The 21,336-nt window shown below is 61.1% G+C and carries 16 protein-coding genes and 1 pseudogene; 15 read left to right on the forward strand and 2 right to left on the reverse strand.

From position 1 onward, the window contains the following. The first annotated feature begins 3 nt into the window (after positions 1-3). From HNR55_RS03445 to HNR55_RS03510, 14 genes and pseudogenes are all read left to right on the forward strand, one after another. Positions 4-1,167, forward strand: a complete 1,164-nt coding sequence (locus HNR55_RS03445; RefSeq protein WP_166111427.1) for an FtsW/RodA/SpoVE family cell cycle protein — start codon at positions 4-6, stop codon at positions 1,165-1,167. Then, positions 1,164-2,309: an undecaprenyldiphospho-muramoylpentapeptide beta-N-acetylglucosaminyltransferase gene (murG, locus tag HNR55_RS03450; protein WP_166111430.1), complete on the forward strand. Its 1,146-nt coding sequence runs from the start codon at positions 1,164-1,166 to the stop codon at positions 2,307-2,309. The genes HNR55_RS03445 and murG overlap by 4 nt, the downstream gene beginning before the upstream one ends. Further along, positions 2,306-3,739, forward strand: a complete 1,434-nt coding sequence (gene murC, locus HNR55_RS03455; RefSeq protein WP_166111433.1) for a UDP-N-acetylmuramate--L-alanine ligase — start codon at positions 2,306-2,308, stop codon at positions 3,737-3,739. The genes murG and murC overlap by 4 nt, the downstream gene beginning before the upstream one ends. After that, positions 3,736-4,686, forward strand: a complete 951-nt coding sequence (murB, locus tag HNR55_RS03460; RefSeq protein ID WP_166111436.1) for a UDP-N-acetylmuramate dehydrogenase — start codon at positions 3,736-3,738, stop codon at positions 4,684-4,686. Before murC ends, murB begins: the two co-directional genes overlap by 4 nt. After that, positions 4,683-5,621 carry a D-alanine--D-alanine ligase gene (locus tag HNR55_RS03465; RefSeq protein ID WP_166111439.1) on the forward strand — a complete coding sequence of 313 codons (939 nt, stop codon included), beginning with the start codon at positions 4,683-4,685 and terminating at the stop codon, positions 5,619-5,621. The genes murB and HNR55_RS03465 overlap by 4 nt, the downstream gene beginning before the upstream one ends. A gap of 80 nt (positions 5,622-5,701) precedes the next feature. Beyond that, positions 5,702-6,319: pseudogene (locus HNR55_RS03470) on the forward strand (cell division protein FtsQ/DivIB); the annotation flags it as partial. Positions 6,320-6,520: 201 nt separating this feature from the next. Then, a complete protein-coding gene (gene ftsA, locus HNR55_RS03475; protein WP_166112066.1) occupies positions 6,521-7,957 on the forward strand; it encodes a cell division protein FtsA in 1,437 nt (478 codons plus the stop codon). A gap of 82 nt (positions 7,958-8,039) precedes the next feature. Further along, on the forward strand, positions 8,040-9,533 hold the full coding sequence (gene ftsZ, locus HNR55_RS03480) for a cell division protein FtsZ (protein ID WP_166111442.1): 1,494 nt from the start codon (positions 8,040-8,042) through the stop codon (positions 9,531-9,533). A gap of 149 nt (positions 9,534-9,682) precedes the next feature. Continuing rightward, positions 9,683-10,663 (forward strand): UDP-3-O-acyl-N-acetylglucosamine deacetylase, encoded by a 981-nt coding sequence (gene lpxC / locus HNR55_RS03485; protein ID WP_166111445.1) that lies wholly within the window; start codon positions 9,683-9,685, stop codon positions 10,661-10,663. 97 nt (positions 10,664-10,760) lie between these two features. After that, on the forward strand, positions 10,761-11,771 hold the full coding sequence (locus HNR55_RS03490) for an outer membrane protein assembly factor BamD (protein ID WP_166111448.1): 1,011 nt from the start codon (positions 10,761-10,763) through the stop codon (positions 11,769-11,771). Positions 11,772-11,949: 178 nt separating this feature from the next. After that, on the forward strand, positions 11,950-13,671 hold the full coding sequence (recN, locus tag HNR55_RS03495) for a DNA repair protein RecN (protein WP_166111451.1): 1,722 nt from the start codon (positions 11,950-11,952) through the stop codon (positions 13,669-13,671). A 26-nt stretch (positions 13,672-13,697) separates the two neighbouring features. Then, positions 13,698-15,758, forward strand: a complete 2,061-nt coding sequence (gene ligA / locus HNR55_RS03500) for an NAD-dependent DNA ligase LigA (protein ID WP_166112069.1) — start codon at positions 13,698-13,700, stop codon at positions 15,756-15,758. Between the two features lie 223 nt (positions 15,759-15,981). Then, positions 15,982-18,657 carry a pyruvate, phosphate dikinase gene (gene ppdK / locus HNR55_RS03505; protein WP_166111454.1) on the forward strand — a complete coding sequence of 892 codons (2,676 nt, stop codon included), beginning with the start codon at positions 15,982-15,984 and terminating at the stop codon, positions 18,655-18,657. Positions 18,658-18,707: 50 nt separating this feature from the next. Then, positions 18,708-19,535 carry a pyruvate, water dikinase regulatory protein gene (locus HNR55_RS03510; protein WP_166111457.1) on the forward strand — a complete coding sequence of 276 codons (828 nt, stop codon included), beginning with the start codon at positions 18,708-18,710 and terminating at the stop codon, positions 19,533-19,535. Between the two features lie 94 nt (positions 19,536-19,629). Here HNR55_RS03510 and HNR55_RS03515 read toward each other — a convergent pair whose 3' ends face one another. Beyond that, entirely contained in the window at positions 19,630-20,022 is a 393-nt protein-coding gene (locus HNR55_RS03515) for a hypothetical protein (RefSeq protein WP_242005425.1), read from the reverse strand. A 204-nt stretch (positions 20,023-20,226) separates the two neighbouring features. Between HNR55_RS03515 and HNR55_RS03520 the strand changes: the two genes are divergently transcribed. Continuing rightward, complete coding sequence (locus tag HNR55_RS03520; protein WP_166111460.1) at positions 20,227-20,838, forward strand: IMPACT family protein; 612 nt, start codon at positions 20,227-20,229, stop codon at positions 20,836-20,838. On the opposite strand, the gene HNR55_RS03525 is transcribed toward HNR55_RS03520, so the two are convergent. After that, positions 20,835-21,239: a hypothetical protein gene (locus HNR55_RS03525; protein ID WP_166111463.1), complete on the reverse strand. Its 405-nt coding sequence runs from the start codon at positions 21,237-21,239 to the stop codon at positions 20,835-20,837. The genes HNR55_RS03520 and HNR55_RS03525 overlap by 4 nt on opposite strands. Positions 21,240-21,336: the final 97 nt, after the last annotated feature.

Below are 21,336 nucleotides of genomic sequence, written 5' to 3' on the forward strand. Positions count from 1 at the left end.
AGCATGGCCGGTTATTCCCGCATTGATGATTCGCCCTTGGGCCGCTGGTGGCGGAATGTGGACCGGACAACGCTGGTCTGCACCTTCATTCTTATCGGCTTTGGCTACATTCTCATGCTTGCAGCCAGCCCGGCGGTTGCGGTGCGCATTGGTGCGTCGCGCAACATGTTCATTTTCAAGCAGGTCATGTTCCTGAGCGTGGCGGGGGTTATTGTCACCGGAGTTTCCATCCTCTCGCGCCGGACGGTGCTGCGCCTCTCCCTGATCGGGGGGGTGCTCATGCTGGGTGCGACCATGCTTACGCTGGTCCACGGGATCGAGATCAAGGGCGCGCGGCGCTGGATTGCGCTGCCGTTCATGTCCCTCCAGCCATCCGAGTTTCTCAAGCCCTGCTTTGCCGTGGTCACGGGGTGGCTGCTGACCCAGCGCCGTATTTCGCGCTATTTTCCGGGGATGCTCATCGCATTCGGGCTGTATGGGCTTATTCTGCTGCTGCTTAAATCCCAGCCCGACATTGGCATGCTTACGGTTATTACCGCCGTTTTTCTGGTCCAGTTGTTTGTGGACGGGCTGAACCTGATTTTTGTAGGTTTTGGTTTTGCCTGCATGATTGCCGCAGGCATTGCCGCGTTTTTTATCTTCCCGCATGTACGCTCGCGCGTGGAGCGGTTCATGCACCCCAATGTGGGCGACCATTACCAGATTGATACGGCCCTGCGTGCTTTTGGCAATGGCGGGCTTATGGGCCGCGGGCCGGGTGAAGGCCGGGTCAAGGACCTGCTGCCCGACGCCCATGCAGACTTTGTGTTTGCCGTGGCGGGGGAAGAATACGGGCTTGTGATCTGCCTGCTGATCATTTGCGTTTTTGCCGCCATTGTGGTGCGGACCCTGCTGCGCCTGATCCGCGAGGATGACCCGTTTGTGGTGATCGCCACCACCGGGCTGCTGACGGGTTTTGGCCTTCAGGCGTTTGTTAACATGGCTTCCACCTTGCATCTTATCCCCACCAAGGGCATGACGCTGCCATTCATTTCCTATGGGGGGTCTTCGGCCATGTCTGTTGCTCTGGCTATTGGCATGGTGCTGGCCCTGACCCGGCAGCAACCGGGGGGCCTGCGCTCGGGCAATGGCTTTATCTCCACTCTCAGACAATGGCGGTCAGCATGAAGCCACAGACTATCGTGATTGCGGCCGGGGGCACTGGCGGTCATTTTTTCCCCGCCGAGGCACTGGCCGACGCACTGGTTGCCCGTGGCCACCACATTGTGCTGATGACCGATGCCCGCGCGGGCAAACGCACCAGCGGCGTTTTTGCCAATGCACCGCAGTTTGTTCTGCGTGGCGCGGGTGTGGCCGGGCGTGGCCCCATACGCGCCCTGCGCGCAGGGATTACGCTGCTGGCCAGCGCATGGAAGGCGCGGGGCATCCTGCACACCCTTCAGCCTGATGCGGTCATCGGTTTTGGCGGCTACCCCTCCATTCCGCCCCTGCTGGGCGCGCGGCTGCTGGGCCGCAGGCACCCGGCGCTGATCATTCATGAAGGCAATGCCGTTCTGGGCAAGGCCAATGCCGTGCTCTCCCGCTTTGCTGACGTGATTGCCACCTCCTTCCCCACCGTGGCCAAGCTGCCCATGGGGGCCAGAACCGTGCTGACCGGCATGCCCGTACGCCCCGGCATTGCCGCGCTGGCGGGGGAAGCATGGCCCACCCCGAACGGGACGATCAACCTGCTGGTCTGGGGTGGTTCTCTGGGGGCGCGCATTTTTTCGCAGGTGGTGCCCGCAGCCATTAGCCGCCTGCCAGCCGCCCTGCGCGCACGCATCCACATTACCCAGCAGGCCCGCGCGGATGACGTGGACACCGTGCGCAAAGCCTATGCCGATATTGGCGTACAGGCCCGTGTGGAGCCGTTTTTGAACGATGTGCCCGACATCCTGCGCGCAGCCCATCTGGTTATCGGGCGGGCGGGGGGCTCTTCGGTGGCGGAAATCACCACCGCAGGCCGCCCCGCTCTCATGGTCCCCCTGCCTATTGCGGCCTCCGACGAGCAGACCGAAAACGCCCGCGCCATAACGGACGCAGGCGCAGGCTGGATGATCCGCCAGCCCGACTTTACCGCACAAACACTGGCAACCCGCCTGCAAGACCTTTTCACCGCCCCGGACGACCTGGCCCGCGCAGCCGCTGCCGCCGCCACGCTGGCCCGCCCGGACGCCGCCCTCCGTCTGGCTGATATAGTAGAAGAATGCCTCCAACTTTCTCCTTCACCCGCCCATCCGCCCTCACACGAGACGGAGACACGCACATGAGAGCCCTGCCCCTTTCCATCGGAACCATCCATTTTGTCGGCATTGGCGGCATTGGCATGTCCGGCATTGCAGAGGTTCTGTGCCTGCTGGGCTACTCCGTACAGGGCTCGGACATAGCGGAAAACGCCAATGTCAAACGCCTGCGGGCCGCGGGTATTCCGGTCACGATCGGGCATGACGCCGCCAATCTGGGCAATGCGCAGGTTGTGGTCATTTCCACCGCGGTCAAGCGTGACAACCCCGAAGTTGTCGCGGCCCGCGCCAAGCTGATCCCTGTTGTCCGCCGGGCGGAAATGCTGGCCGAACTCATGCGCCTGCGCTGGTCCGTGGCCATTGGCGGCACACATGGCAAAACCACCACCACCAGCCTTGTGGCTGCCGTGCTGGAAGCCGCCAAGCTGGACCCCACCGTTATCAACGGCGGCATCATCGAGGCTTACGGCACCAATACCCGCATGGGTAAGGGCGACTGGATGGTGGTGGAAGCAGATGAGAGCGATGGCTCGTTCCTGCGCCTGCCTTCCGTGATTTCGGTCGTCACCAACATGGACCCCGAGCATCTGGACCACTGGGGTTCTGCCGAGGCCATGGAGGCAGCGTATGACCAGTTTGTCTCCAACGTGCCGTTCTATGGCTTTGCGGTCCTGTGCATAGACCACCCTGCCGTGCAGCAGATGATCCCGCGCCTGTCTGACCACCGGATTGTCACCTACGGCTTCTCCCCACAGGCGGATGTGCGGGCCGAAAAGGTGATTACCGACAAGCTGGGTGCTACGTTTGAAGTCACGCTGACAGACCGCGTTACCCGCCGCACCCGCAAGGCCGGGCCTTTCCGCCTGCCCATGCTGGGCGCGCATAATGTGCAGAACTCCCTTGCCGCCATTGCCGTCGCAACCGAAATGGACATCAGTGATGATGTGATCCGCTCCGGGCTGGCCAGCTTCCGCGGGGTCAAGCGTCGCTTTACCCGTACGGGGGAAGCCGGTGGCATTACCGTGATTGATGATTACGGGCACCACCCGGTGGAAATTGCCGCTGTGCTCAAGGCCGCCCGTCAGGCCGGAGCCAGCCGGGTTATTGCGGTCATGCAGCCGCACCGCTACTCCCGCCTGAAAACCCTGTTTGCCGATTTCTGCACCTGCATGAACGATGCCGACACGGTAATTGTCTCCGACGTGTACGCCGCAGGCGAAGACCCCCTGCCCGATGCCAGCCGCGACAGGCTGATAGAAGGACTGCGCGAACGCGGGCACCGCTCCGTTGTCCCGCTTTCCAGCCCCGAACATCTGGCGGAAATGATCAACGCCATTGCCAGACCGGGGGACTATGTTGTGTGCCTGGGTGCGGGCACCATCACCAACTGGGCGCAGGCCCTGCCCGCCCAGCTTGCCGCCTTGCAGGCTGAACACAAAGGTGGAAGTGCGGCATGAACAGCACGCCCGCAACCACGCTGGACGATATGGTTCGCCACGCCTTTGCTGGTACGCGCGGACGTGTGACCGCGCAGGCCCCGCTGGGGGCACGTACGTGGTTCCGCGTTGGTGGTCCGGCGGAATGGCTGTTCCAGCCCAGGGATGCGGATGATCTGGCAGGCATGCTCCAGCGCCTTTCCCCCGAACTGCCCGTTATTGCCCTTGGAGCCTGCTCCAACGTGATTATCCGCGATGGCGGGCTGGACGGCATTGTGGTGCGCATGGCCCGTGGCTTTGCCGATATTGCCGTGGAAGCGGACGGGCTTGTGGTGGGCAGCGCCTGTCTGGATGCCACAGTCGCCGAACACGCGGCACAGGCCGGGCTTGCGGGGCTGGAGTTTCTGGCCGGTATTCCCGGCTCCATCGGGGGGGCCGTGCGTATGAATGCCGGGGCCTACGGCGCGGATATTGCCAGCGTGCTGGACTGGGCGGAAATCGTGACCCGTGATGGCAATATGGTCCGCCTTGGCAACGCCGCCCTGCGCTTTGGCTACCGCCGCTCCGGCCTGCCCGAAGGAGCCATGGTGGTGCGCGCGCGCCTGCGCGGCATGCCGGCCAGCCCGGCGGACATAGCCGTACGCATTGGCGATATCCGCACAGCGCGCGAGCAGTCCCAGCCTGTGCGCGCACGCACGGGTGGCTCCACCTTCCGCAACCCTGAACCCGAGGTTTCCGCCCGCAAGGCGTGGGAACTGATTGATCAGGCTGGCTGCCGTGGCCTGCGCCAGGGCGATGCCCAGGTCAGTGAAAAACACTGCAACTTCCTGATCAACCTCGGCAATGCCACCGCCCATGACCTCGAAACACTGGGGGATGCTGTGCGCCAGCGCGTTGCCCAGCATTCGGGCGTGCAACTGCACTGGGAAATCAAACGTCTTGGCCGCACACAGGGAGCCCGCGCATGAGCACCTCCAAACGGATTACCGTACTTATGGGTGGCATTTCGTCCGAGCGGACGGTCAGCCTGTCTTCCGGGCAGGGCGTGGCCGAGGCCCTGCGCAGTCTGGGCCATACGGTCAGCACGCTTGATGCCGGGGCCGATCTGGGCGCACTGGTTGCCGAACTGGGCGCTCAAAAACCCGATGTCGTGTTTAACGCACTCCACGGCCGCTTTGGCGAGGATGGCTGTATTCAGGGTATTCTGGACTGGATGGGCCTTGCCTATACACATTCTGGCGTACGGGCATCCGCCACAGCCATGAACAAGGCGGCCGCCCGCGCCGCTTTTGTTTCCGCTGGCCTGCCCGTGGCCGAAGGCCGGGTCATTGACATTGCCGAACTTGCCGAGGGCGACCCCCTGGCCGCCCCCTACGTGGTTAAACCCGTTAGCGAAGGCTCGTCCGTTGGCGTCTCCATCGTACGGCCCGGCGCCAATGTGCGCGAACGCATTGTGCGGGACTGGACATTTGGCCCGCATGCGCTGGTAGAAGAGTTTATTCCCGGGCGCGAAATTACGGTGGGTGTAATGGGCGAACGCGCCCTGACCATAACAGACATTACCCCCACGGGCAGCGGCCACGACTTTTACGATTACGACGCCAAATACAGTACCGGCGGCTCACGGCATGAACTACCCGCCCGCATTGCCCCCGATGTTGCCCAGCGCGCACTGGACGTGGCGGTAGCCGCCCACAAAACACTGGGATGCGCCGGAGCATCCCGCTCGGATTTCCGGCTGGATGATACAGACCCGGCCAACCCGCGCCTGATCCTGCTGGAAGTCAACACCCAGCCGGGCATGACTGCAACATCGCTCCTGCCCGAACAGGCCGCCTATTGCGGCATTAGCTTCCCCGCATTGTGCCATTGGCTTGTTGAGCAGGCCACCTGCCGCCAATGAAGCGACCCGCCAGCCGCCCTTCCCGCACGGGATTATTCCTCAAGCGCCAAAAACGCCTGCTGCGGTCCGTTATCGGGCTTATGCTGCTGTCGGGGGCGGGGGCTGCGGTTTATCTGGCGGTGCCTCTTCCTGCCCTGCAAAACCAGATTGCCCCCTTGCGGGACAAACTACTGGGCACCTCCGCCCTGCGCGTAACCAGTATCCGGGTTGAAGGCGCCAGCCTGACCAGCGATGCGGCCATCCACGCGGCCCTGAACATTGCCGTGGGTGACCCGGTTCTCAACTTCAACGTCACCCGCGCGCGTGAGAACCTGACCGCCCTGCCGTTTATTGACCATGTAAGCGTTGAGCGCCACCTGTCTGGCGAGATTGACGTGCACATTACCGAGCGCCCGCCGTATGCGGTGTGGCAGCATCAGGGCCATTTTATCCTGATCGACCGGCAGGGGCAGAAAGTGCCGGATCAGGGCGCGAACGACAAGGACGCCACCGCCTTTGCCAAACTGCCACTGGTTGTCGGTGACGGCGCGAACGAGAACGCCGCCGCCCTGATAGACGTACTGGCGCTGGAACCGGACGTAAAATCCCACGTAACGGCCGCTGTACGTGTAAGCGACCGCCGCTGGAACCTGAGCCTGAAAGATGGCGCAACTGTACTCCTGCCCGAAGGGGAGGAAGCCCCGGCCATTCACCGGCTGGCCAGAATTAACGCCACAACACAGCTGCTTGACCGCCCCGTCGAGCTGATTGACATGCGCCTGCCCGACCGGCTGACCATAAGGGAACGCCCCCCCGAACCGCCAGCGCCCCCCCTGCGCAGGCAGGGGATGGCACAAAAAGCAGCCCGCACACCCCCCACCATACCCAGCCCCCCAAACCCGCCACGGAGGAAAGCCGAGATGAATGACACCGCGCACTCCCCTGCTTCCCCCGCACTTAATCTGTCGGACCGGCTGCACAAAAAACGGAGCCATTCCTCAGTCTCCCCCACACTGCGCATGAGCGGGGGGGAGACATCCCTTCCGCTCCCACCCAGTGAGCGCAACAAACGCCCACACACATGGCGCAACGGCTACAGTGCGGTGCTGGATATTGGCTCGACCAAAATTACCTGCCTTATCGGCAAGGGGGAGCCCAACGGCATGCTGCGCGTGGCGGGCTTTGGCTGGCGTCGCTCCGCCGGTGTGCGCAATGGCGCCATTACCGAGTTGCAGGAGGCCGAAGCCGCCATACGCGCAACCGTGGCGCAGGCCGAAAACATGGCCGAGCGCACCATAGACAAGGTGGTGGTCAACCTGTCCTGCGGGCATCCGGCCAGCCGTCTGTTCAATGTACGCTGGCCCATTGGCGGGCGGGTCGTAACCGAGGCGGACATCCGCCGCGTGGTGACCGAAGGGCGCGTACAGGCTACCGTGCAGGGGCGCGATGTCATTCACACCCTGCCCATAGATTTTACGGTGGATGATACCGAGGGCGTGTCTGACCCACGGGGGCATCTGTGCGAAACGCTCAAGGCGCGCCTGCATATTATTGATGCCGCCACCACCGCCCTGCTGAACCTTGAAACCGTACTGAGCCGTGCCGAACTGCGCATGGAAGCACTTGTGTCCTCCCCGCTGGCATCCGGCCTGTCCGTGCTGGACAGGGATGAACGCGACCTTGGCACAACAGTTGTGGACATGGGCGGGGGCACCACATCCTTTGCCGTCTTTGGCGAAGGCCAGATCCTGCACACTGCCCAGATCGGGGTTGGCGGGCTGCATGTGACGCGTGACATAGCCCGCGGTCTTGGCACATCGCTCGACAATGCCGAACGGCTGAAAACCGTGTATGGCAGCGCGGACCTCTCCTCCGACGTGGAGGACGAAATCCTGACCGTGGAACTGCTGGGCAATGATGTGCCCCATTTCGAGCAGATCTCCCGCGCCCAGCTTGGCCGCATCATTCGCCCCCGCATGGAGGAAACACTGGAACTGGTGCGCGAAAAACTGGACGGCGCGGGCCTTGGCATGGCCGCCAGTGGTCGCATCGTGCTGACCGGGGGCGGCTCCCTGCTGGATGGAATCCGCCCGCTGGCCGAACGTATTCTGGGGGTGCCTGTCAGTGTTGGCCGTCATTCCGGCCCCGGTTTTAACCGCTCGGTCCGTCTGGGCAGACCCAAGAATATTGCCGGTCTGCCAGAAGATACGGCAGCCGCGGCAGGCTTTGCCACGGCTGCTGGCCTGCTGTTCTGGGCAGCCAGCGCGGAGCGTCCGTTCAGCGATGTGGAATTCCGCGAAGCCGCGCCAACTGGTTTTTTACAAAAACTGGTTGCTTTTATTCGTGAGAGGGTTTGATTTGCCCTACGAAAAGTTGGTAAACTATTCGCAATCTTATCTGCAACGCCCCTGTTAACCCGCCGCAGTCCGGGAGAGACACATGACACTCAACCTAACCGTTCCACCCCAGACTCATGCCGATTTTTCGCCCAGGATAACCGTTATAGGCGTCGGCGGCGGGGGGACGAACGCGGTTGACAACATGATTGCCTCCAACCTGCAGGGTGTGGAGTTTGTTGTCGCCAACACCGATGCGCAGAGTCTGGCCAAAAGTCTGGCCGACAGCCGCATCCAGCTTGGCCCGCACCTGACCCACGGCCTTGGCGCAGGAGCCAAGCCCGAAGTGGGCCGTGCCGCGGCGGAAGAAGCGGCGGACGAAATTGCCCGCTATCTGGACGGCGCACATATGGTGTTCATCACCACCGGCATGGGTGGTGGCACGGGTACGGGTGCGGCGCCGGTTATTGCCCGCATGGCGCGTGAGCGGAACATTCTGACCATTGGCGTGGTCAGCAAGCCCTTCGCCTACGAAGGCAAGCGCCGCGCACGTGTGGCGGATGAAGGTATTCAGGAACTTCAGCAGTATGTTGATACGCTGATTGTCATTCCCAACCAGAATCTTTTCCGTATCGCCAACGAACGCACCACCCTGCGTGAAGCCTACAAGCTGGCTGACGAAGTTCTGAACATGGGTGTGCGCGGCGTGACCGACCTGATGATGGAACGCGGTTACGTCAACCTCGACTTTGCCGACATCCGCAGTGTTATGGCGGAAATGGGCAAGGCCATGATGGGCACAGGCGAAGCCGAAGGTGAAAACCGTGCGGTGGAAGCCGCCGAAGCCGCCATTTCCAACCCGCTGCTGGAAGACACCTGCATGGCCACCGCCAAGGGCCTGCTGGTCAATGTTACCGGCGGTGAAGACATGACCTTCTTTGAAGCAGAAGAAGCCTTCAACCGCATCTGCCGCGAAGTGCCCGAAGACGCCAACATGATCTTTGGCACGGTCATTGAAGAAAAGATGAGTGGACGGATACGCGTCTCCGTTGTTGCCACCGGCATTGATGTCCCGCCAGACGGGACCGAACGCGCGCATCTGATGGCCGTGGAAACCGCAGCCCAGCCAGAACAGGCCTACACGGCCCCTGCGGCACAACAGCCCAGCGCCCCCCCGCCCGTACAGCCGCAGGCACCCATGGCCGAACAGAGCGCTCCCTTACAGCAGCAGGCCTATGCGCCTCAGCCCGGCCATGCCGCCCCCCCGGCGCACATGGTTCCCGGTCAGGTTGCCGCTGCTGCACAACAGCCCCGCCAGCCTGCACCGGCCCCAACACCCGCGCCTGCGCCAGCGGCATCCAAACATGCCAATCTGTTCAGCGAACCGCCGCGTCCCTCGGCCTACCCTGTGCAGGACCCCAATGCGCGCAGCCTGTTCGGCCGCGTGACCGGCGCATTCCGCCGCGCCGCCACGCCTGAAACACGAGAAGAGCCTGTAGCGCAGTCTCACCCCACCATCAGTCAGGCCGAGCAGGGTGCGCCGCGCCATGGTGAAGGCGATAACGGGCTGGAAATCCCCACTTTTCTGCGCCGCTAACCCATACGCGCCATCCCCTGCCCGGCGCTGGCGCGCCACATGGCGGGGGATGAAACAGATGGCAATAATCATTGACTCGCATCTGCTCCAAACAGGCCCTAGCGTTGGTGTAACGTAACTTTCCACACCAGTATGGGGCGGTCGGGATCATGGATAATCTGTCTGGGGAGCTTACCCCATGTTCCAAATCTGTGGAGTTCCTCCCCACCACCATGCGACAGATGCGCCAAAAAACCGCACCGGCCCAGCATACGCTGCATCAGGCTATTTCTGCCGTGGGGATTGGCCTGCATACGGGGCGCTCCATTAACCTGACTCTTGCCCCCGCCCCCGCAGGGCATGGCATTGTTTTCCAGCGGACCGATCTGCCACAGGCAGCCCCTCTACCTGCACGCTATGACTATGTGGTGGAAACACATCTGAGCACCGTTCTGGGTGAAAAAGCACGCCCCGAAAACCGGGTTGCAACCGTTGAACATCTGATGGCCGCCCTGTGCGGATGCGCCATAGACAACGCGCTTGTTCTGGTTGATGGACCGGAAACCCCGGTGTTCGATGGCTCCGCTGCGGATTTTGTCTTTCTGCTCGACTGCGCCGGACGCAAGACGCAGGACCTGCCACGCAAGGTGGTACAGGTGCTTGAGCCTGTTCGGGTGGAGCACCAGGATGCTTGGGTAGAACTGCTCCCCCACAGCAGCCCAAGCCCGCATCTGTCCATGAGCATAGATTTTCCCGCCCGCGCCATTGGCGCACAAAGCTATGCTCTGGACCTGACCCCGACCTCCTTCCGCAACGAGCTGGCCCGTAACCGCACCTTTGCCATGCGGCAGGAAATTGAAGCCCTGCATCAGGCCGGGCTGGCATTGGGTGGGTCTTTGGATAACGCCATTGTCGTGGATAACGACGTCGTGCTCAACCCGGCGGGCCTGCGCTGCCCGGATGAGTTCATCCGCCACAAGATCATGGATGCGGTGGGGGATCTGTATCTGGCGGGCTGCGTGCTCAACGCCAGCTTCCGGGGCAACCGCTCGGGCCACACGCTCAACAACATGCTGCTCAAAACCCTGTTCGCCCAGAGCACTGCATGGCAGGACACCACTGACCTACAGTCCACCTCCGCTGCGGCCTGACCAGCTTTTTACACGGCACTTTCAATAATCGGCGTTTCTTTGCTTTTCTTGACCCGCTGACATGCTATAAGATTTCGTCTCGATCTGAAGAGCCGGTATGTTTGATATTTTTATAAAAACACAGTCAGTCCGTCGTCATCTGCCGTTCGTGCTCTCAGCTCTGATGCTGACCGGGCTTACGGGATGCAGTCTTTTGACCGGCAGCAAAAAAGGGCCGATCACGCCCAAAATTGCACCACCGGAGACGCTCTATAACAACGGTATTGATGCGCTGCGCACGCGCCGCTACGCTCTGGCTGCCGCTGAGTTTGAAACACTCCAGCAGAACTACCCCTATTCGGGTTACATCCCCAATTCGCAGCTGATGGAAGGGTATTCCTACTACCTTAAAGGGAAATACCCTGAAGCCGTGCAGCAGTTGAACCGCTTTATCAGCCTGCACCCCACCAGCACCGATTCCGCCTATGCCTATTACCTGCGCTCACTCTGCTTTTATGAGCAGATTGCAGACGTACAGCGTGACCAGCAGGGCACGGCGGAAGCCATGGACGCGCTGGAAGAAGTGGTTACCCGCTTCCCCCAGAGCAAATACGCCCGCGACGCCCAGCTTAAAATCGACCTGTGCCGTGACCATCTGGCCGGTAAGGAAATGCTGGTTGGCCGTTATTACCAGCGCGAACGCAATTATGAAGGTGCGATCAACCGCTATCAGCGCGTTGTGCAGGATTTCCAGACCACCAACCATGTGCCCGAAGCACTCGAACGCATGGTGGAAGTGTATCTGGACCTTGGGCTAACCGATCAGGCACGCAAATCCGCCATTGTTCTGGGTTACAACTACCCCGGCAGCCAGTGGTACCACTACGCTTACAGCAAACTGAAGAGCTACCACCTGATCGACGGCAAACTGCCGCCTCCGGGCAAGGCAGTTACAACCCCAGCCAAGCCGGACCTGCTCAAAGCACAGGCATCGGATACGCGGGATGAGCGTATAGCCGCCCCGGCAGCCATGCAGCAGCCTGCCGCAACCACTCCGGCTACGGGTTCCTCCACCCCTGCGGCCAACGCGCAACCGGCCCCAGCTCCTGCGGCGACCACTAAAAAGTAATACGGCTTTTTCACTTTCGCTCTTGAATTAAGAACACAACAGGAACATACAGGACTCGCCTTTCCTGTTCACAGCAAGGGTATGCCTGTTCAGGCTCAGGTGGGGGCAGGCGCATTTGTTTAGTCTGCTCCGCAGACTCCAGTCATTTCAGGTGTGAACCTAAAAGCCGGATGTCGCCATGCTGACACATCTTTCCATCAGAGACGTTGTGCTGATCGAGGCTCTGGACCTTGCTCTCCACCCCGGTTTTACCGCCTTAACGGGGGAGACCGGGGCAGGCAAATCCATCCTGCTGGATAGTCTGGGCCTTGCCATGGGCGAGCGCGCCAATGCGGGTCTTGTCCGCGCCGGTGCGGAGGAAGCCCGCGTAACCGCCTGTTTTGAAACCCCGGCAAGCCATACGGTTTACACCCAGTTGGAAGAACAGGGGATTCCGGCCGACAAAGGTGAACCCCTTGTGCTGCGCCGGGTCATCTCGCGGGAGGGGCGCTCACGCGCGTGGATCAACGACCAGCCTGTTGGCCTGACGCTGCTGCGCAGGATTGCTTCCGCTCTTATCGAAATTCAGGGCCAGCATGAGCAGATGGGGCTCGCGGACGCCTCCACCCATCGCGGTCTGCTGGATGCTTACGGCATCAAACCCACCCTTCTTAAAAAAGTCGCACAGGCCTTTACCTACTGGCAGGACCTGCGCCAGAGCCTTGCCAACGCACAACAGGCACTGGAAGACGCCGCCCGCGAGGAAGAATGGCTGCGCCATACGGTGAGCGAACTCTCCACTCTGGCTCCCCAGCCGGGGGAGGAAAGCCAGCTGGCGCAGCAACGCCACGCGCTCCAGCAGGCCGAACGCCGGGGCGAGGCCGTAGCCGCAGCCCTGTCCGAGCTCACTCCGCGTGACCGCCGCTCCACCGGGCCAGCCGCCGCCCTGCGCGCTGCCAACCGCGCCCTTTTGCGTCTGGTCCCTTCCACCACACCGGACAACACACCGCCCGAAACCGATGGGCTGGCAGGCCGTATCGCCGAAGCCCTGAGTGCGCTGGAAAGCGCAGAAAACGCTCTGGCCGAGGCCGAAAGCCTGCTCTCCCGCCTTATGGCGGATACAGAAGCCAACCCGCGGGAACTGGAAGAGACGGAAGAAAGGCTGTTCGCCCTGCGCACCGTTGCACGCAAGCACAATGTGCCGGTGGATGATCTGGCAGCTTTGCTGGCGCAACTGACTACGCGCATCCACGCACTGGACAATGGCGCGACCGAACTGGAGGGCCTGCGCAAAGCCACGGAAGACGCCCGCCTTGCCTATATGGAGGCCGCACGTGCCCTGACCGATGCCCGCGCCCTTGCCGCCAAAAAAATGGAGCAGGCCGTAACGGCCGAACTCAAACCCATTAAACTGGAAAAAGCCCGTTTTCTGGCCGAGTTGCAGCCTCTCCCCCCCGAGCAGTGGAGCCGCTGCGGCATGGAGCAGGTCACGTTCCTTATTGCCGCCAACCCCGGCCAGCCCCCCGGCCCCATTGCCAAGGTGGCATCGGGGGGTGAACTATCCCGCCTGATGCTGGCGCTCAAGCTGGTTCTGGCCGGGCAGTCAGGCATTGGCACGCTCATTTTTGATGAAATTGACGCAGGTGTCGGTGGTGCCACCGCTGCCGCCATTGGCGAGCGCCTGCACCGTCTGGCACTGAATGTGCAGGTACTGGCCGTTACCCACAGCCCGCAGGTTGCCGCCAGTGCCGATGCGCATTTACGAATTGGCAAACAGACCCGTAACGGACAAACCGCAACCCACGCCATAGCTCTGGCAGAAACCGAACGCAGGGAAGAAATCGCACGCATGCTGGCAGGAGACACCATTACCGATGCAGCCCGCGCTGCCGCCGCCAGCCTGCTGGACCCCAAAAAATGACAACAAACACCACCCCAGTCACAGAGATGAACAGTGATCAGGCCCGCACGGAACTGGCTGAACTGGCCAGCCAGATTGCCTACCACAACACCGCCTACCATGGTCACGACGCCCCGGAAATCAGCGATGCGGAGTACGATGCCCTGCGCAAGCGCTATAATGAGCTTGTCGCCCTCTACCCCGATGCCGAACCACAGAACAGTGCAGCCAATGCGGTAGGAGCCAGCGCGGATACGGGGCTTGGCAAGCACATTCACCTTGCCCCCATGCTCTCGCTCGATAACGTGTTTGACCGTGAGGAGTTTGAAGGCTTCATCACCCGTGCGGCCCGGTTTCTGGGCCTGGATCAGGCAGATACGTCCAGCCTGCGTCTGGTGAGTGAACCCAAGATTGATGGTCTTTCCATCAGCCTTACCTACGAATCCGGCAAATTCATCCGGGGCACCACACGGGGCGATGGCACGGAAGGTGAGGACGTAACCGCCAACCTGCGCACCCTGCGCACCCTGCCTCTGGAACTCCCCGCCCCCTACCCCGACCTGATCGAAATTCGCGGGGAAGTTTTCCTCTCCAAAACCGACTTTATCGCACTCAATGCCGCACAGGAGGCAGCAGGCAAGCGCCTATTTGCCAACCCGCGCAATGCGGCGGCGGGGTCCTTGCGGCAACTGGACCCCGGCATTACGGCCCAGCGCCCGCTCTCCCTTTTTGCCTATGCGCAGGGTTTCTGCTCGGACAAGGCAACCCGTAGCCACTGGGCTTATCTGGAGCAGCTCAAGGCATGGGGGTTTACGGTCAACCCGCTCTCCCGCCAGATTGAGGGAGCGGCCGATGCCGAAGCTTTTTTTGAGGAAATCAACCGCGAGCGCGCCAGTCTGGCCTATGATATTGATGGCGTTGTTTACAAGATAGATGACCTGGGCCTGCAGGAACGTCTGGGTTTTGCCGGGCGTGCCCCCCGCTGGGCCATCGCGTGGAAGTTCCCGGCAGAGCAGGCCATTACGCGCCTGAATGCCATAGAAATTCAGGTCGGGCGCACCGGTGCCCTGACCCCCGTTGCACATCTGGAACCGGTTAACGTTGGCGGAGTGCTTGTAACCCGCGCCACCTTGCACAATGAGGACGAAATTACCCGCAAGGATGTGCGCGAGGGTGACCTTGTGTATGTCCAGCGCGCAGGCGATGTTATTCCGCAGGTGCTTGGTACGGTCCCAGCGGGTAAGGCTGCACCCGAGCGGCAGCCTCTTTTTCATTTCCCCGATCATTGCCCCGTATGCGGCGCGCTGGCCGTGCGGCCAGAAGGGGAAGTAGTGCGCCGCTGTACCGGCGGGCTGACCTGCCCTGCACAGGCAGTCGAGCGGCTGATCCATTTTGCCTCCCGCCTTGCCTTTGACATTGAAGGGCTGGGTGAGCGCAGTATTGGCGAGTTTTATGAAGCCGGGCTGATCCACACCCCAACCGACATCTTCCGGCTCAAGACCCACGCCGCTGCTCTGGAGCAGCGCGATGGCTGGGGTGAGCAGTCCGTGCGCAACCTGCTTCAGGCCATAGAGGACCGGCGCACAATTCCGCTCTCGCGCTTTATTTACGCGCTGGGCATCCGCCGTATTGGGGAAAGCAACGCCCGCCTGCTGGCCCGCCATTACGGCAGCTATGCCAACTGGCTGCGGCAGATGGAGGCGGCCACCATTATCGGCTCTGACGCCCGGCTGGAACTGGGGTCCATTACTGGCATTGGTAACGCGATAGCAACGGATGTGGTGGCCTTTGTCGCTGAGCCCCACAACCAGACCACACTGGCCGAACTGAGCGCCGAGCTGACCATTACCGAGGAAAGTGCCGCCAGTGGCGGCCCTCTGGCAGGCAAGACCATTGTGTTTACCGGCACGCTGCTCACCATGACCCGCCCGGAGGCCAAGGCCACGGCCGAACGCATGGGGGCCAAGGTGTCCGACTCCGTCTCAAAAAAGACCGATCTGGTGGTGCTGGGGGAAAAGGCAGGCTCCAAGGCCAAAAAAGCAGCCGAGCTGAACATTGCCACCATGGACGAGGCAGAATGGAACGCCTTTTGCGTAACAAACGGATAGAACCGCCACACCCGCAGTTTTTTACCATTTACGTGTAAAAGAGAGATTGCCCGGCGGCCAAATCTGCGCCATGTTGCGGGGTAACGAAGGGGTGGAGTTCGTCGTCCAAACTAAAAATAAAAATTCCTTGCCCAGTCCGGCTGCTGTTCCGGTATCCCCTGTTCCCATCCCCTCGGTCGGAACTTCAGCTCATCTGGCACAAAAGAATGAAGTGAACGGCAAAATGACCAAGTGGATCTACAGTTTCGGCGCTGGCCAAAGCGAAGGCAACGCCGGGATGCGCAATCTCCTCGGCGGCAAGGGCGCCAATCTGGCGGAAATGGCCAATATCGGCCTGCCAGTGCCCCCAGGATTTACCATTACCACTGAAGTCTGCACCGCCTTTTACGATAACGGACGGAAGTACCCCGCCGAGCTGGAATCCCAGCTTGAAGCGGCGATGGGGCTGGTAGAACAGGCCATGGGCCTGCGCTTTGGCGATGCCGAAAACCCGCTTCTGGTTTCTGTCCGCTCCGGTGCGCGCGTTTCCATGCCCGGCATGATGGACACAGTGCTCAACCTTGGTCTGAACGACGCAACGGTTGAAGGCCTTGTCCGCTCCTCGGGCGATGCCCGTTTTGCATGGGACAGCTACCGCCGCTTCATTCAGATGTACGGCTCCGTTGTGCTCGGTGTGCCGCACCACGAATTTGAAGACCTGCTCGAACAGGCCAAACGCGCCGCTGGCAAGATTGATGACACCGCCCTGACCGCCGAAGAATGGCAGGACGTTGTAAAAAGCTACAAGCAGATCGTCCTGTCCGAAACGGGAACCCCCTTCCCCGAAAACCCCAAGGACCAGCTGTGGGGCGCCATTGGAGCCGTCTTTGGCTCATGGATGAACCCGCGCGCCAACACCTACCGCAAGCTGCACGACATTCCCGCAAGCTGGGGCACGGCTGTTAATGTTCAGTCCATGGTGTTCGGCAACATGGGGGATGACTGCGCAACGGGCGTGTGCTTCACCCGCGACCCGTCCACGGGTGAAAACATCTTCTACGGCGAATACCTGATCAACGCACAGGGTGAGGACGTTGTAGCCGGTATCCGCACCCCGCAGCCCATGGCGGAGTGTCGTTCGGTCGAGGGTCAGACCTCGATGGAAAAAGCCCTGCCCAACGCGTACGGCGAACTGCTCAAAGTGCGTGACCTGCTTGAACGCCACTACCGCGACATGCAGGACATTGAATTTACGGTGCAGGCCAACAAGCTCTACCTGCTCCAGACCCGCTCGGGCAAACGTACTGCCGCCGCAGCCCTGCGCGTAGCCATTGACATGGCCAAGGAAGGCCTGATCACGCAGGAAGAAGCGGTAACCCGCGTGCCTCCCGCATCGCTCGACCAGTTGCTCCACCCTGTGCTGGACCCCAAAGCCGAGCGCCAGTTGCTGACCCGTGGCCTGCCTGCCTCCCCCGGTGCTGCAACCGGCATAATCGCCTTCTCCGCCGAAGACGTGGAAGACCGCGCCGCCAAGGGTGAAGACGTTATTCTGGTGCGTATTGAAACCTCGCCAGAGGACGTACACGGCATGCACGCAGCCCGTGGCGTGCTGACCACCCGCGGTGGCATGACCTCCCACGCAGCCGTTGTGGCCCGTGGCATGGGCCGTGTCTGCGTGGCCGGTGCTGGCAGCATTGCCGTGGACTACAAGGCCCAGACCATGACCGTGGATGGCCACACGCTTAAAGCGGGCGAGTGGATCACGCTCGACGGTGGTACGGGTGCAGTTTACAAGGGCCGCGTTCCCACCATTCCGCCCACCCTTTCGGGCGATTTTGCTACCCTTATGGGCTGGGCAGATGGCGTACGCCGCCTTGGCGTGCGCGCCAACGCCGAAACCCCCGAAGATGCACAAACCGCCCGCCGCTTTGGTGCGGAAGGTATTGGCCTGTGCCGGACCGAGCACATGTTCTTCGGCCCTGACCGTATTGGCCATGTGCGCCAGATGATCATGGCGGATGACGCACAGACACGCGCCCGCGCCATTGAGGCCCTTCTGCCGTTCCAGCGCAGCGACTTTACGGAACTCTTCCGTATTATGGCTGGTCTGCCGGTCACCATCCGCCTGCTCGACCCGCCGCTGCATGAGTTCCTGCCTCATGGTGAGGCTGAACTGGCCGATGTAGCCAAGGCACTGGGCAAGGATGTGGAAAGCCTGCGCGCACGTCGCTCGGCCCTTTCCGAATCCAACCCCATGCTGGGTCATCGTGGTTGCCGCCTTGGCATTACCTACCCCGAAATCTACGCCATGCAGGTCCGTGCCATTACCGAGGCCGCTCTGGACATTGCGAAGGAAACCGGGAAGGCCGTGGAACCCGAAATCATGATCCCGCTGATCGGCACCAGGACCGAGCTGGATCTGGTTCGTAAATCCTGCGAAGGCGTTATTGCCGATGTGCTGAGCGAACGTGGCGTCAAGCTTGCTTACAAGATTGGCACCATGATCGAACTGCCCCGCGCCGCCCTGACTGCGGACCAGATTGCACAGAGTGCTGACTTCTTCTCCTTCGGCACCAACGATCTGACCCAGACGACTCTTGGCCTGTCGCGTGATGATGCGGGCTCCTTCCTGCCTGAATACGTGGAAAAAGGGCTGCTGCCGCAGGACCCCTTCGTGTCCATCGACCGCGAAGGCGTGGGCGCTCTGGTCCGTATGGGTGTGGAAAAAGGCCGTGCCACCAAGCCCGACCTCAAGCTGGGCATTTGTGGTGAACATGGTGGGGACCCGCTCTCCATCGCCTTTTTTGAGGAAGTCGGGCTGGATTACGTTTCCTGCTCCCCCTTCCGTGTGCCGGTCGCCCGTCTGGCCGCAGCACAGGCGGCTCTTGCCACACGCAATAACAAGGCTGTTAAAGCCTAAGGAAAAAATGGCCGCCTCCCTGTGAGGCGGCCATTTTTCAATCTGATACCATGCAAAAAATTCTTACTCTCCACCTCGTATCTGAGGCTACAGGACAAACGCTCGATTCCGTGGCGCGGGCCTGCATAGCGCAGTTCCCCAACACTGAAGTCCGCCTGCGCCACTGGAACCTGATCCGCACCCAGATCCAGCTCCGGCGGGTTTTGCGGCATATTGCCAATAACCGTGGGCCGGTCATGTCTACCCTGACAGATCCGATCCTTCAGGCGGATATGGAAGCTGGTTGCTCCAGCCTGCAGATCAGGCTTCTGGACGTGCTGGACAACGCCCTAAACTTTCTGGCCGAAGAAACCGGGGAAGAGGCAACCCGCCACCCCGGCGGCCAGTATATTATGGACGAAAACTACTACCAGCGCATCGAGGCCATGCATTACGTGCTGGCTCATGATGATGGGCAGGAAACGCGCGGCCTGAACAAGGCGGATGTTATTCTTGTTGGCGTCTCGCGCGTTTCCAAGACTCCGACCTGCTTCTATCTGGCGAACCGGGGCATAAAGGCGGCTAACGTGCCGCTGGTTATGGGCATAGAACCGCCAGAAGCCCTGTTTACCACCACCAAGCCGGTCATTGGCCTGACCATAGACCCCGAGCGACTGATTGAAATCCGTCGCAACCGTCTGAACCAGATGATCCCGGGCAAATCCCGCCCCGAGGCCATAACCGATTACGCCTATATTGATCTGGAAAAAGTGCAGGAAGAACTGCACTGGGCAAGGCGGTTATGCCGCCGCCATAACTGGCCAGTCATAGATGTAACGCGCCGCTCCATTGAGGAGTCGTCCGCTTCCATTCTGGAACTGATTGCCACCACAGCCTGAGAACACGCCCCTGTTGCCCTTTTAAACGGGGCGCAGGGGCAGCCTTCCAACCTCCGGCTCTGGTTAAACAGAGCCATGAAGCTGTGGAAGATATTTAGTCGTTCATTTCCTGTGCTGTCAGTCTTTGCACCCGCACGGCCTGCCCCTGAGCGTTGTAATAAATCACACTGCTCCCACTCCGCTGGGCATACCCATCGGGCTGCCCGTCTTTGGTCCAGAACAGCAGCCGGTTTGTATCAGGCTGTTCCACCGCCCTGTCCCCCGGCGGCACAAAACGGTATTTGCTAAAGTCCTTATGCGCGCGTGGCAGGGGCAGCTTGCCCGCCAGATTGTGCATGCTGGAGGCCTGATGGGCGTCCGTATCATCATCATCCCCGCCGTTCAGCGGATCACCGTCGGCATAGGCGGGCACACCGGCCATAAGGGGCAGTGCAAGCGCACACAAGCCAAACATGATTTTCCATTTTTTGCGGAATACCGGCATCATGTCGGTGCTGTCTCCTTTACTCAGACCTCAGGTGGCAGGATTTGCCAGTTCCGGGTTAGCGTAACACAGGTTAACATCTGTTACCGCGTTACTCCTGTTATAAACGACTGTCAGCCCCCAGTTTGGGCATACGCCCCTCATTGAAACTGCGTATTGCCCCCGCCCGACTTGCCCGAACCGGAACGGAAAGGATAAGAAGAGCGCATGACACAAACGCTGGTCGGCCCTTTTTTGTTGGAACGGGATATTAAAAAAAGCCGCTTTCTTGCGCGCGCAATTCCCATTGCCAGCATTGCAGAAGCCGATGCGTTTATTGCCAGCATTGCCGCTGCCGAGCCGGACGCCACCCACCATTGCTGGGCATGGCAGTTTGGCCCCCACTGCCGCTGCCACGATGCGGGAGAACCCTCGGGCACGGCAGGCCGCCCGATTTTGCAGGTGGTTGTCGCCCAGAAGCTGGACCGCGTAGCTATTGTGGTGTCCCGCTGGTTTGGGGGGATCAAACTGGGTGCGGGCGGGCTGGTGCGGGCCTATGCTGGCACAGCAGCCGAATGCCTGCGTGAAGCTCCGAAGGAAGAACTGATCGAGCGGATCAGGCTTGGGTTCCACTGCCCGTTTTCATTACTGGGAATTATTCAGGCACGCCTGCCTGAATGGGGCGTAGAGGCCGAACCACCCGTTTTTGATGAAAACGGAGCGTGGTTCCAGCTTCTGCTCCCACAGGCTTTGCAACAGGACGTCTGTGCAAAGCTGACCGACCTGACCAGCGGTCAGGCCGATATTCGCCTCATAGAGGACCAGCCAGTACCAGCCTAGCGGGGAGTAACCCAGCCATTGCCTGTGGAATCCCCCACCTGCCCCGAACCAAACGGGCCGGAGTTCTGGTAAGCGGAACCATAGCGCGACAGGTCAGACCCCGTGACAGAATCCCTATGCACCTTGGCCAGATGGTCCGGGTCATCCCCATGCTGGAACTCCATGGACGGAGCATCCTGATAACCGGGAGGCAGGCTGCGGTGCCCATGCACGGTCTTAGCTTCGGTCGATTTACCCGCGCCAGCTCCCGCATCCACGTTGCCATTCCCTTCGGAAAAGGAAACATCATCGCTCGGGGTCATCAGGGGGTCCGCGTGAGCAACACTTGCTGCCCCCCCAAGGCCTGCTACCAGCAGAAGGCCGGACATCACGTTTACAAACGGTCTACGCAGCTGCGCCATCGCGCGTTACCCCGCAAGAAAAAGGAAAAAACACCCACACCAACCATAAAGCACATGGCCGTGCAGGTTCCATACTGGCCACCCTTATCACACCAAA

The organism is Acetobacter lovaniensis (genome assembly GCF_014207635.1).
GTDB classification, from domain to species: Bacteria; Pseudomonadota; Alphaproteobacteria; order Acetobacterales; family Acetobacteraceae; genus Acetobacter; species Acetobacter lovaniensis.